General features: G+C 64.0%; 9 protein-coding genes and 1 pseudogene. 5 read left to right on the top strand and 5 right to left on the bottom strand.

Going from position 1 to position 12,253, the window contains the following annotated elements; translation table 11 throughout:
• The first annotated feature begins 29 nt into the window (after nucleotides 1-29).
• Nucleotides 30-1,126, top strand: a pseudogene (xdhC, locus tag NKI10_RS25480) (xanthine dehydrogenase accessory protein XdhC).
• Nucleotides 1,127-1,138: 12 nt separating this feature from the next.
• Here the strand turns inward: xdhC and NKI10_RS25475 are convergent.
• The 3 genes from NKI10_RS25475 to NKI10_RS25465 form a co-directional block, all read right to left on the bottom strand.
• A complete protein-coding gene (locus tag NKI10_RS25475; protein ID WP_352862229.1) occupies nucleotides 1,139-2,389 on the bottom strand; it encodes an LLM class flavin-dependent oxidoreductase in 1,251 nt (416 codons plus the stop codon).
• Entirely contained in the window at nucleotides 2,386-3,327 is a 942-nt protein-coding gene (locus NKI10_RS25470) for an LLM class flavin-dependent oxidoreductase (RefSeq protein WP_352862228.1), read from the bottom strand. The genes NKI10_RS25475 and NKI10_RS25470 overlap by 4 nt, the downstream gene beginning before the upstream one ends.
• A gap of 107 nt (nucleotides 3,328-3,434) precedes the next feature.
• The gene (locus NKI10_RS25465; protein WP_023671373.1) at nucleotides 3,435-4,355 is read right to left on the bottom strand and encodes a LysR family transcriptional regulator; all 921 of its coding nucleotides are present in this window, start codon (nucleotides 4,353-4,355) and stop codon (nucleotides 3,435-3,437) included.
• A gap of 135 nt (nucleotides 4,356-4,490) precedes the next feature.
• Here NKI10_RS25465 and NKI10_RS25460 point away from each other — a divergent pair, with 135 nt between their 5' ends.
• The 4 genes from NKI10_RS25460 to NKI10_RS25445 all read left to right on the top strand — a co-directional run bounded on the left by NKI10_RS25460 (nucleotide 4,491) and on the right by NKI10_RS25445 (nucleotide 9,301).
• A complete protein-coding gene (locus NKI10_RS25460; RefSeq protein WP_352862227.1) occupies nucleotides 4,491-5,708 on the top strand; it encodes a urate hydroxylase PuuD in 1,218 nt (405 codons plus the stop codon).
• Nucleotides 5,709-5,710: 2 nt separating this feature from the next.
• Nucleotides 5,711-7,027 (top strand): guanine deaminase, encoded by a 1,317-nt coding sequence (gene guaD / locus NKI10_RS25455; RefSeq protein ID WP_352536348.1) that lies wholly within the window; start codon nucleotides 5,711-5,713, stop codon nucleotides 7,025-7,027.
• A 311-nt stretch (nucleotides 7,028-7,338) separates the two neighbouring features.
• Entirely contained in the window at nucleotides 7,339-7,845 is a 507-nt protein-coding gene (locus NKI10_RS25450; RefSeq protein ID WP_352862226.1) for a heme-degrading domain-containing protein, read from the top strand.
• A gap of 175 nt (nucleotides 7,846-8,020) precedes the next feature.
• Nucleotides 8,021-9,301 (top strand): glycerate kinase type-2 family protein, encoded by a 1,281-nt coding sequence (locus NKI10_RS25445; protein WP_352862225.1) that lies wholly within the window; start codon nucleotides 8,021-8,023, stop codon nucleotides 9,299-9,301.
• Between the two features lie 150 nt (nucleotides 9,302-9,451).
• Here the strand turns inward: NKI10_RS25445 and NKI10_RS25440 are convergent, their stop codons facing one another.
• Nucleotides 9,452-10,921 carry a UdgX family uracil-DNA binding protein gene (locus NKI10_RS25440; protein WP_352862224.1) on the bottom strand — a complete coding sequence of 490 codons (1,470 nt, stop codon included), beginning with the start codon at nucleotides 10,919-10,921 and terminating at the stop codon, nucleotides 9,452-9,454.
• 2 nt (nucleotides 10,922-10,923) lie between these two features.
• Nucleotides 10,924-12,159: a putative DNA modification/repair radical SAM protein gene (locus NKI10_RS25435; protein ID WP_023714572.1), complete on the bottom strand. Its 1,236-nt coding sequence runs from the start codon at nucleotides 12,157-12,159 to the stop codon at nucleotides 10,924-10,926.
• Nucleotides 12,160-12,253 lie beyond the last annotated feature (94 nt).

Genomic DNA, 12,253 nt, shown 5'->3' with positions numbered 1-12,253 from the left:
CCTATATTTCCCGAACGGGAATGCGAAATATGAAGTCGAAAGTGCAAAGCCTCAGAGCTTTTCTCGCCAGCGCCGGCCGGCTTGCTCTGGTCGAAGTGGCCGGCACCAAAGGCTCGACTCCGCGCGAGAAGGGCGCCTTCATGCTCGTATCGCAGGCGGCGATTTTTGGCACGATCGGCGGCGGTCAGCTCGAGTACATGGCGATCGACAAGGCGAGGCAGATGGTGGGGTCTTCACCCTCCCCCTTGTGGGGAGGGTCGGGGGGGGGGGGCCGCGCCGGGGGGGGGGGGGGGGGGGTGGGGGAGGCCCCCCCCCAGCGGGGGGGGGGCGCCCCCCCCGCCCCCCCCCCCGGGGGGGGGGGGGCGCTCTTCAGCGCCCCCCCCACCCCGGTTGCGCGCCCCCCCCCCCGCGCCGTCCGCTCACCGACCCTCCCCACAAGGGGGAGGGTAAAGAAGCCCGCATCGCGGTCGATGAAGTCCGCGCCACGCTTGACGTGCCGCTAGGTCCCGAGATCGGCCAGTGCTGCGGCGGGCGCGTCGAAGTCTTGATCCGTATCGTCGATGCCGCGCTTGCTGCCGAGCTGATCGCGGCCGCAGAAGCCGAGGAAGCCCACCTGCCGCATGTCTATATCTTCGGCGGCGGCCATGTCGGCCAGGCGCTGGCCTCGACCGTTGCACTTCTTCCCGTGCGTGGTGTCGTCATCGAGACGCGGGCCGAAGCGCTGGAAGGCATGCCGGAAACCGTCGAGACGCTGCTGACGCCGATGCCCGAGGCCGAGGTGCGAAACGCCCCCGCCGGCACCGCCTTCGCCATCCTCACCCACGACCATGCGCTGGATTTCCTCATCGTCGCCGAGGCGCTGAAGCGCGACGACGCGGCCTATGTCGGCATGATCGGCTCGAAAACCAAGAGAGCGACGTTCAGGAACTGGTTCCTGAAATCGGCGGATGGCACGGAGGCTGAGTTGGCCCGCCTCGTCTCCCCGATCGGCGGTGACGCCGTCAGGGACAAGCGCCCGCCGGTGATCGCGGCGCTCGCGGCAGCCGAGATCATGATGGCACTGGTCGTTCACAACACCGCGCCGAATGCCGACCATCAAGTCCAGCATAAGATGATGGCCGGCTAAGCTTCGGCGCGGCTAAGCAGGCCGCTTCAGGCCGAGATGATCTCGCAAGGTGCTGCCTTCGTATTCCCGACGGAACAGTCCGCGCCGCTGCAGTTCCGGCACCACCAGCGTGGCAAAGGCATCGAGCTCGCCGGGGAAGTATGACGGCATGACGTTGAAGCCGTCCGCGCCGCCGCCCTCGAACCGCGCCTGCAATTCGTCAGCGATCTGCACCGGCGTGCCGACGATACGCCAATGGCCACGTGCGCCGGCGAAATGGCGCGCAAGCTGGCGGATCGACAGGCCGTCGCGGCGCGATTGTTCGATGACCAGCGCCTGGCGGCTTTTCATGCCCTCGGTCTCCGGCAGTTCGGGCAGCGGTCCGTCGATCGGATAGCTCCCGAGATCGGAGATGCTGAGATAGCTGGACAGCAGCGCCACGCCGACATCGTCCGGGATCAGCGCCTGCAATTCCTCCTGTTTCTCCCGCGCTTCGGCCTCGGTGTCTGCCACCACCGGGGAGACGCCGGGCATGATCTTGATGTCGTCGGGTTCTCGCCCATAGGCCGCCATACGGCCCTTGAGGTCGTCGTAAAAGGCCTTGGCTTCCTCGAGGGTCTGCGCCGCCGTGAACACGACGTCGGCCGTGCGTGCGGCAAGGTCGCGGCCGACATCCGAGGCGCCGGCCTGCACCATCACCGGCGCGCCCTGCGGCGAGCGCGGCAGGTCGAGCGGGTCGCGCACCGAAAAGCTCTGGCCGTTGTGGCCGTGAAAGCCACTGCCTTGCCAAAGTCCTGATACCACCTCGGCGAATTCGCGCGCCCGCTCGTAGCGGTCGGCATGGGGTTTCAGGCCCGTCGCGCCGAAATTGGCGGCTTCGATGGGGCTGGCCGACGTCACCAGGTTCCAGCCAGCCCGGCCACCACTCAGATGATCGATCGAGAGAAAGGTGCGCGCCAGCCCATAGGGCTCGTTGTAGCTGGTCGAGGCCGTCGAAACGAGGCCGATGCGGCTGGTCTGGACGGCGAGCGCGGACAGCAGGCTGATCGGCTCGAAGCCGATCGAGCGTGAGGTCTGGCTGGCGATGCCGACATTGGCTTCGCGCAGGCCGGCGGCGTCCTCGCAGAACACCATGTCGAACTTCGCCGCTTCCGCCGTGCGCGCCAGCCGGATGTAATGATCGATGTCGATGCCTGCCGTGACATGCGCCTTGGGGTGACGCCAGGCCGCGATGTGGTGGCCCGTCGCCCACAGGAAGGCGCCAAGCTTCATCTGGCGGGTCATTGCGCTCCTCCGGCAAGTCTGAGATGCGAGCGCAAGGTGGTGCCGGGATAATCCGGGCGGACGAGGCTGCGGCGCTGCAATTCCGGCAGCACGCGGCCGATGAAACCGTCAATAGCGGCAGGCGGTATTGCGATGTTGAACCCGTCGCAGCTTTGCGAGCTGAACAATGTTTCGAGCGCGTTGGCAGCGACATCTGCGCCAACGTTCAGCAGCAGCTTGACCGCACCCGGATCGCGTCCGCAGGCCACAACGCGGCGCTTGAGATCGTCATGGCGCGCCTTGGCGTCCTCTGTGGGTCTGTCCAGCAGGACGACATCGGCGGTGCGGGCGGCGATATCTAGGTCGGCCTCGGACAGGCCGGACAGCACCAGCACCGGCGTATCCTGCGGCGAGCGCGCGACGTTCAGCGGCCCGCGCACGGAGAAAAATTCGCCCTTGTGGTCGAGCAGGTGCATTTTTTCGGGATCGTGGAAGCGGCCGCCGGCCTTGTCGAACAGCAGCGCGTCGGCATCCCAGCCCTGCCACAGGCGCTGAACGATGCCGATGTATTCCTGCGTGCGGCGGCGGAACACATCGTCGGAAAATCCATCCGGCCGGCTGAAATTGGCGGCTTCCCCTGGCGCCTGCGCCATGGTCGCGTGCCAGCCGGCGCGGCCATGGCTGATGATGTCGAGCGAAGCAAAACGGCGCGCCAGATTGTACGGCTGGTGAGCCACCGTCGAGGCTGCAGCGACAAGGCCGATCCGACTTGTCACCGTCGCCAGCGCCGCCAGCAAGGTCGTCGCTTCGAAAGAACTCGACCCGGCGCTGTTCGGCGCGGAATCATCGAGGACAATCATGTCCAGCCCCGCCGCTTCCGCTTGCTTGGCAAAGCCGGCCAGGTCGCTAAACCCGAGCGGCTGCCCGGAAGTAATGTTGAGCGAAACGGCAAGATGCATTGTGGCTTGCTGGTCAGTCGGCATGGGACCATCGATCATAGGGCAGCGTATGCGAACCTAAGGTCACCTGCTTGTAAGACAACCCTGGCGACTGGGCCAACAGCCCCTCACTTGCCGGCCAGCAAATCCTTGATCAGCCGCTGGCAACGCTCGGCCATGAAGTCGAGCAACAGCCGCACCTTCGGGTCCTGCAGCTTCTTGTGCGGATAGACGGCGGCGAACTGCACCGGCGTTGGCGGCGTGCTGGCCAGGATGACCTGCAGCCGCCGGTCGCGGATGAAGGGTTCGACCTCGAAGCGCGGCTTGTTGATGATGCCGCGGCCCGACAGCGCCCAGCCGGTCAGCACATCGCCATCGTCGGTGTCGTAGGGGCCGTGCACCTCGAATTTCTGCGGGCCGGACGGCGTCTGCAGCGTCCAGACATATTCGCGCGCCCCGGAATAGCGCAGCATCAGGCAGTCGTGCTTCTTGCCGATCAGCTCCTGTGGCTCCACCGGCTCGCCGCGCGCTTCGAGATATTTCGGTGCCGCCACCAGCACGCGTTCACATTCCATGATGCCGCGCATCCGCAGGCTGGAATCCTCAATGATGCCGAGCTTGAAGGCGACGTCGATGCCTTCCTTCATGATGTCGATATTGTGGTCGGAGAGCCTCAGCCGCACCTCGATATCGGGGTATTTGTCGTGGAAATCCGGAATGCCCGACGCCACCAACCGCCGTCCAAGGCCGAGCGGGGCGGTCACCTTGATGGTGCCGCGCGGCTGGCCGGAAAGAGCCGAGACCGCGGCTTCCGCCTCGGTGATCGCCTCCAGCACCTGCTTGGCGCCGGAGTAGAACACCGTGCCATGCTCCGTCGGCATCAATTGCCGTGTGGTGCGGTTGAACAGCCGCACGCCGAGGTGTTTTTCCAGCTCCTTGATGCGGTTGGAGGCGACCGCCGGCGAAATGCGCATGTCGCGGCCCGCCGCCGAGAGATTACCAAGCTCGACGACGCGGACGAAGACGGCGATGTTGTCGAGATAGGCCATTCGTGGCTCTTTATGTGGCGGCGTACGTGGTCAGCCTAGTATTTTCCATTTTTTTTTGAAAGTCATCGTACACCTCGCCTCTTTTCGTTTGCGCCCCACACCGTAAAGTCAGCCGATCGGCAGGGACGATTTCACATGATGGATTTCGCGACTTTCTGGGACTGGCTGAGTTTCGCCGTGCGCTGGCTGCACGTCGTCACCGGCATCGCCTGGATCGGCTCGTCCTTCTATTTCGTCGCGCTCGACCTTGGGCTGCGTCAGCGCCCCGGCATGCCGGCCGGCGCATTCGGCGAGGAATGGCAGGTGCATGGCGGCGGCTTCTACCACGTCCAGAAATATCTGGTGGCGCCGGCCGAAATGCCGGAACACCTGACCTGGTTCAAATGGGAATCCTACGCCACCTGGCTGTCCGGCTTCGCCATGCTGTGCGTGGTCTACTATGCCGGCGCCGATTTGTTCCTGATCGACCCCAATGTGCTGCCGATGTCGGTGCCGGTCGGCATCCTTTTGTCGATGGCCACCATCGGCGTCGGCTGGGTGGTCTACGATCTGCTCTGCCGGTCGCCGCTCGGCAAAAGCGACACCGGACTGATGCTGGTGCTCTATGGCGTGCTGGTGTTCATCGCTTGGGGGCTGACCCATCTGTTCACCGGCCGCGCCGCTTTTCTGCATCTTGGTGCCATCACCGCCACGATCATGTCGGCCAACGTCTTCATGGTGATCATCCCAAACCAGAAGATCGTCGTCGCTGACCTGATCGCCGGCCGCAAGCCCGACCCGAAATACGGCAAGATCGCCAAGCAGCGCTCGTTGCACAACAATTACCTGACGCTGCCCGTGCTGTTCCTGATGCTGTCGAACCATTATCCGCTGGCGTTTGCGACGCAGTTCAACTGGGTCATCGCCTCGCTGGTGTTCATCATCGGCGTCTTGATCCGGCACTATTTCAACACCGTGCACAAGCGTGCCGGCAACCCGCACTGGACCTGGATGGCGGCTGCGGTGCTGTTCGTCATCATCATGTGGCTGTCTACAGCGCCGAAGATACTGACCGGCGAGCCCAAGGCGTCCGCCGCGGCCGAAGTCTATATCGCCTCGTCGCATTTCCCGGCCGTGCGCGACACCGTGCTTGGCCGCTGCTCGATGTGTCATGCGGCCGAGCCGGTCTATGAGGGCATCTATCACGCCCCGAAGGGCGTGATGCTCGACACCGATGCCGGCATTGCCGAGCATGCGCGTGAAATCTATTTGCAGGCCGGGCGCAGCCACGCCATGCCGCCGGCCAACGTCACCCAGATCAGCGACAAGGAGCGGGCGCTGCTGGTCGCCTGGTTCGAAGGCGCAGGGAAATAAGCATGACTTCGACACTTCTGCGCGGCCGCACGCTGAGCTTCTTGCGCTGGCCCGAAGCCATCGCCGACCATGCCGCCTGGCGCTATGAGGAGGATGGCGGCCTGCTGATCCGCGATGGCCGAATCGTTGCCGCCGGCGCCTACGCTGATGTGGAAAGGCAGGCGGGCGATGGTGCGAAAAAGATCGATCATCGGCCGCATCTGCTGCTGCCCGGCTTCATCGATGCGCATGCGCATTTTCCGCAGATGCAGGTCATTGCCTCCTACGGCGCCGAACTGCTCGACTGGCTGAACACCTACACCTTTCCCGAAGAGACCAAATTCGCCAACGCTCAGCATGGCCGCCGCATCGCCCGGCTGTTCCTGGACGAGATGGTGCGCCACGGCACGACGACGGTCGCCGCCTACTGCTCGGTGCACAAGGCGTCTGCCGAAGCGTTCTTTGCCGAATCGCATGCGCGCGGCATGCTCAACATTGCCGGCAAGGTGATGATGGATCGAAACGCGCCGGCAGGCGTGCTCGACACGCCGCAATCCGGCTATGACGATACGAAGGCACTGATTGCGGAATGGCACGGCAAGGGCCGCCAGCTTTATGCGATCACGCCGCGCTTCGCCATCACCTCCTCGCCCGAGCAGTTGGAGATGGCCGGCACGCTCTGCCGCGAGCATTCCGATCTACACATCCAGACGCATCTGTCGGAAAACCACGCCGAAATCGCCTTCACGCAAAAACTCTATCCGCAGGCGCGCGACTACACCGATGTCTACGAGCAGTATGGCCTGCTGGGGCCAAAGAGCCTGTTCGGCCACTGCATCCATCTCTTGGAACGCGAGGCCGATGCGCTGTCGGACAGCGGCTCGGTGGCGGTGTTCTGCCCGACCTCGAACCTGTTCCTCGGCTCCGGCCTGTTCGACTACCAGCGCTTTCGTCGCCGCGACAAGCCGCTCAGGATCGCTGCCGCCACCGATGTCGGCGGCGGTACCAACTATTCGATGCTGCGCACCATGGACGAGGGCTACAAGGTGATTGCGCTGAATGGCGAAAAGCTGAACCCGTTCCAGTCCTTCTGGCAATTGACACGTGGCAATGCCGAGGCGCTGTCTGTGGCGGGAAAGGTCGGCACGCTGGATGAAGGCACCGACGCGGACATCACCGTGCTCGATGCCCGCGCCACGCCGGCGATGCGGCTGAGGATGGAGACTGTGGAGACGCTGGCGGAGGAGCTGTTCCTGCTGCAGACATTGGGCGACGACCGCGCGGTGCGCGAGGTCTATGTCGCGGGGCGGCCGGCCAAGAGCGATATGATCGCGGGTTAGGACTCATCATCCGCGCGGGACAAGATGATGATTGCGCCTGGTTGCCAAGTGGTTCCCCCACTCCGTCGCCCCTTCGCGGCGCCAACTCTCCCCCTCCGGAGGGAGAGGAAGGGAGCCTTTGCTTCGGAGGACGGGCGCCGGTTCGGACAGCTTGGCGCCCTTCCTCTACCCCGTCGATCGGGGGAGAGGTGTCGAGAGAAGCTCGACGGAGTGGGGGGCGACCCTGGCGGGGCAAGACCACCACCGCGACGAGACCTTGACCGGGCGGAGCTTGTCGTACACACGATTTGTGACTGACTTCGGAGAACAAAATGGCCGCTGCCGACGACATCGCTCTGATCCAGAAACAGGAAGAGACACTGGTCTTCCCGGCCTTCGACGAGGCCGTCGCTTTCAAGATCGGCGCGGCGATCCGAGAGCGGGCGCTGGCCGGGGCCATGCCCATCATCGTCGACATCAGGCTGTGGGATCGGCCGCTGTTCTATGCCGCGATGCCCGGTTCGAATGCCTCCAACCCCGACTGGGCTCGACGCAAGATCAATGTGGTGAAGCGCTATCTCAAAAGCACTTATCGCCTGGTGCTGGAGCAGCAGCGTCCGGACCGCACCTTCAAGGTCGGCGAGGGGCTAGATATTGCTGATTACGTACTAGCCGGCGGCGGGTTTCCGGTGACTGTAAAGGGCGTCGGCGTCATCGGCGTCATCGCCGTCTCCGGCCTGCCGGAACGCCAGGATCATGGCGTCGTCGTCGATGCACTGTGCGATCATCTCGGCGTCGATCGGACACAATTGGCGCTGCCGCCGGAAGATAAATCGTGACGCTAGCGCTGCCCCTCATCCGCCTGCCGGCACCTTCTCCCCGTATAGTGACGGGGAGAAGAGAAGCACCCCAGCGCCGGCGAACCCCTCTCCCCGTCTCTATACGGGGAGAGGCTAAGGGTGAGGGGCGGCGCCGGCTTTTCGGAAGCTTGCAAACCGCGGATGGCGGCCAATTATGACCGTGCTCGATCCCAAATCCTTTCTCATCTCGATCTTCAATGCCGCTGTTGCCGCTGCCGATCCGGAGCGAACGATCAGGGATCATCTGCCGGCTAGGCCGAAGGGCCGCACCATCGTCATCGGCGCCGGCAAGGGCTCGGCACAGATGGCCGCTGCCTTCGAGAAAGTGTGGGACGGGCCAATCGAAGGGCTGGTCGTCACCCGCTATGGCTATGGCGCCAGATGCGAGCGCATCGAGATCATCGAGGCGGCGCATCCGGTGCCGGACGCAGCCGGTCTCGAAGCCTCGCGACGCCTGCTCGAGAAGGTGCAAGGGCTGACTGCGGACGACCTGGTAGTGGCTCTGATCTCAGGCGGAGGATCGGCGCTGCTGCCGTCGCCTGCCGCCGGCCTGACGCTCGCCGACGAAATCGCCGTCAACGAGGCGCTGCTTGCCTCCGGCGCGCCGATCGCGGCGATGAACACAATCCGCAAGCATCTCTCGACCATCAAGGGCGGCCGGCTGGCAGCTGCCGCCTGGCCGGCCAAACTGGTATCACTGGTTGTCTCTGACATTCCCGGCGACAACCCGGCGCTGGTGGCCTCCGGCCCGACCGTGCCCGACTCCGGCAACCGGGCCGATGCGCTGGCCTTGATAGCGGCCTACGGCATGAAACTGCCCAACGCCGTCATGGCGCACATCAACTCGCCAGAGGCCGATGCGCCAGATCCGGATGACCAGCGCTTTTCACGCAATGAAGTGCACCTGATCGCCTCGGCTGGCGTGTCGCTGGAAGCGGCAGCCGCTGAGGCAAAACGGCAGGGCATCGAAGCCGTCATCCTCTCCGATTCCATCGAGGGCGAGGCGCGCGAGGTCGGTGGCGTGCATGCAGCCATTGCGCGCGAAGTGGCGACGCGCAACCGGCCGTTCAAAAAGCCGGTGCTGATCCTGTCCGGAGGCGAGACGACCGTGACCTTGCGGGCCCCTGTTGACGGAAAAAGGGGCAAGGGCGGCCGCAACTCGGAATTCCTGCTTGCCTTCGCCATCGGCATCAGCGGCGCGGGAGGTATTCATGCACTGGCCGCCGATACCGACGGTATCGATGGCTCGGAAGACAATGCCGGCGCCTTTGCCGATGGCTCGACTGTCTCGCGCATGCGTGCCGCCGGCGTCGACGCCAAGGCGATGCTGGCCGGCAACAATGCCTGGACGGCGTTCAACGCGATCGGCGATCTGTTCGTGCCGGGGCCGACGGGTACGAATGTGAATGATCTGAGGGCAATCCTGATCAGTTAATTCGGCCGTGGCGGCCGAAGTTTCCAACGTTGGATTCACGACCGTAGGTGATTGGCTGAAGCCACTCAGCTTCGTCATCCCTGGGCGAAGCAGGAGCGAAGCTCCTTGTTCCGCCCGCGGATGACGATGTCGCTGAGGCTTTCGCTCATCTCACGACCCCATCAGCCGCTTCACCTCTTTCATTTCCTTTAGGAACCGCTCGCGCTCAGCCTCCTTGTCCGTCGGCTCGTGAATGCGCAGGATAAAGGACGGGTGGATGGTGATGAACACGCGCAAGCCATCCTCGCGTTCGATCAACTGGCCGCGCATTTTCGTCACGGCAATGGCCTTGCCCAGCAGCGACAACGCCGCCGTTGCCCCAAGCGCCACGGCGAGGTCCGGCTTGATCAGCTCAAGCTCCCGGCCGATCCACCAGCGGCAGGCCTGGACTTCGCTGGTATTTGGCTTCGAGTGGATGCGGCGCTTGCCGCGCGGCTCGAACTTGAAGTGCTTGACGGCGTTGGTGACGTAGACTTTTTGCCGGTCGACGCCTGCGTCATCGAGAATCGCACTGAACACTTTGCCCGCTGGCCCGACAAAAGGTTTGCCGGCGAGATCTTCCTGATCGCCAGGTTGTTCGCCGACGAAGACCACTTTGGCGTCATCCGGCCCCTCGCCGAACACGGTCTGTGTCGCGTCGCGCCAGAGCGGGCAGCGACGACAACCCTTTGCAGCCTCGCGCAAATCGGAAATCGTCTTGGCATCGTCTTCATCCGGCGCCTCGGCCGGCTCGGGCTTCGGCCAATGTCTTGCCTGCAGCTTGGCGTGGTGCGGCGCCGGCGTTGTCGGCAGTCTGGCAATCATATCCCTGGCGGCCTCGTCCGCTCCTGCGATCAGATCTGGAATGAGCGAGGCCTCGGGAAGGTTCCGCCAATATTTCTTCGGCATCTCCTTCTGCATCGCCTTCACCTTGAGCCGCGCCGGGTTGAAGATGTTTTCGAAATAGGTCAGCCACAACGCCTCGGTGTCGTCCTGATCGGGTGCATCGCCCTTGGCCGCACCCGGCCCGATCGCCAGCCTTTCGCCGTTCCAGTCGGCGGAGGCATAGGGCGTCAGGACGGTCCAGCGCATGCCGGTGAACCGCCGGACGAAGAAATCCGCGTTGCGCTCGACAATGAAATGCTCCGGCTCGAACCAGGCGACGTAGCGCTCGTTCTCGCCGTCGCCGATCTTCCGGAAGCGTACGAAGGCATGCATCTTATGGCTGTCGCGCCGCACCGCCTTTTCCATGGCTTCGAGCCGCCTGGTGTCGGGATCGGATGCGATCGCCAGCAGTTTCGGCTCGGTGCGCAGGCGCCAAAGCATCCAGTAGAGAAAGGCAAACCGGCCGGGGTCGGAGTGGCAGAAGGCGGTTTCGGCATGGGCGATGAACTCGCGCGGGACGGTAAGCTGCGCGCCCTCTGGCACCGCCGGCAAGGCATCTTGAGGATCATTGGCGTCGGACCCGACACCCCAACTAATATCCTCAGGTCGGACCTCATTCAGCGCCAGACGCCGTGCCGCATCGCGCCAACCGGCGAAATCGGTCTGGCTCGCTAGCCGGACAGTGTATCGGGCAAGGTCGAGCTGAGCCGGCTGCATGGTCAAAACAGCGAAAGTTGTTCGCAGGACTTTACGATCGTGTCGCGCAGGCCTGTCTTGTCGGTGAGTCCGCCCGGCGACCAGCCTTCGGCGATGATGAAGGGCCTCAGCTTGGCGATCGAATGGCAGATCCGTCCGACATCTTCCAGCCGCATGCGTCGGTGGCGGCGGGTTTCAAGGATCTTCGCCACCACCTTGGTGCCCAGACCCGGAACCCGCAGCAGCGCTTCCCGATCGGCGCGGTTGATGTCGACGGGAAACCTCGCCCGATTGCGCAAAGCCCAGGCGAGCTTGGGGTCAATGGCGAGATCGAGCATGCCGTCGCTGCTGCCGGCGAGGATTTCCGGCTGCGAAAAGCCGTAGAAGCGCATCAGCCAGTCGGCCTGATAGAGCCGGTGCTCGCGCATCAGCGGCGGTTTCTGCAGCGGCAGCGACGATGACGAATCCGGGATCGGGCTGAAGGCGGAGTAATAGACGCGCCGCAGATGGTAGCTGCCATAGAGCCGCGCACTGGTGTGCAAGATGCCGTCGTCGGATGTTTTGTCGGCGCCGACGATCATCTGCGTCGACTGACCTCCGGGCGCAAAGCGTTCGCGCTTCTTGGTCCTCAGCGTCGGCTCGGCTTTTTCCTCCATCTTCCGGCGCAGGTTCGCCATGGAAAGGCGGATCGTTTCCGGCTTCTTCTCCGGCGCCAGTTTCTTGACGCCCTCATCGGTCGGCAGTTCGACGTTGATAGACAGCCGGTCGGCGTAGAGCCCGGCCTGCTCGACCAGTTCGGCCGAGCTTTCCGGAATGGTCTTCAGATGAATATAGCCGGAGAATTTTTCGTCCAGCCGCAGCCGCCGCGCCACCTCCACCATCTCGGCCATGGTCTCGTCCGGGGAGCGGATGACTCCTGAGGACAGGAAGAGGCCCTCGATGTAGTTGCGCCGGTAGAAATCCATGGTCAGCTTCACCACCTCCTCGATGCTGAAGCGGGCGCGGCGCACATTCGATGACGAGCGGTTGATGCAGTAGCTGCAATCGTAAATGCAGAAATTGGTCAGCAGGATTTTCAGGAGCGAAATGCAGCGGCCATCCGGCGCGTAGGAATGGCAGATGCCCATGCCTTCTGTGGAGCCGATACCGCCGGATTGGAGCGAATCCTTCTTCGCCGACCCAGACGAGGCGCAAGAAGCATCGTATTTGGCGGCGTCTGACAGGATCGCCAGCTTTTCACGGACGGTGCGTGCGCTCATCCGTTCATGTTATGTTCTAGACGGCTGCAGCGCCACCTCATTTGATGCAGGCGGCGAAAAAGTGATCGCCGCCTGATCGTCGGGCTAGCAGGAC

It is taken from the genome of Mesorhizobium sp. M0802 (genome assembly GCF_040320115.1).
Classification (GTDB): Bacteria; Pseudomonadota; Alphaproteobacteria; order Rhizobiales; family Rhizobiaceae; genus Mesorhizobium.
This window is presented reverse-complemented; position numbering and strand designations above follow the sequence as displayed.

Bases quoted from the DNA above. Each gene is read 5' to 3' on its own strand.
- NKI10_RS25470 (WP_352862228.1), bottom strand. From the start codon at position 3,327: ATGCATCTTGCCGTTTCGCTCAACATTACTTCCGGGCAGCCGCTCGGG.
- NKI10_RS25440 (WP_352862224.1), bottom strand. From the start codon at position 10,921: ATGCAGCCGGCTCAGCTCGACCTTGCCCGATACACTGTCCGGCTAGCG.
- NKI10_RS25445 (WP_352862225.1), top strand. From the start codon at position 8,021: ATGACCGTGCTCGATCCCAAATCCTTTCTCATCTCGATCTTCAATGCC.
- NKI10_RS25435 (WP_023714572.1), bottom strand. From the start codon at position 12,159: ATGAGCGCACGCACCGTCCGTGAAAAGCTGGCGATCCTGTCAGACGCC.
- NKI10_RS25450 (WP_352862226.1), top strand. From the start codon at position 7,339: ATGGCCGCTGCCGACGACATCGCTCTGATCCAGAAACAGGAAGAGACA.
- NKI10_RS25460 (WP_352862227.1), top strand. From the start codon at position 4,491: ATGATGGATTTCGCGACTTTCTGGGACTGGCTGAGTTTCGCCGTGCGC.
- NKI10_RS25465 (WP_023671373.1), bottom strand. From the start codon at position 4,355: ATGGCCTATCTCGACAACATCGCCGTCTTCGTCCGCGTCGTCGAGCTT.
- guaD (WP_352536348.1), top strand. From the start codon at position 5,711: ATGACTTCGACACTTCTGCGCGGCCGCACGCTGAGCTTCTTGCGCTGG.
- NKI10_RS25475 (WP_352862229.1), bottom strand. From the start codon at position 2,389: ATGACCCGCCAGATGAAGCTTGGCGCCTTCCTGTGGGCGACGGGCCAC.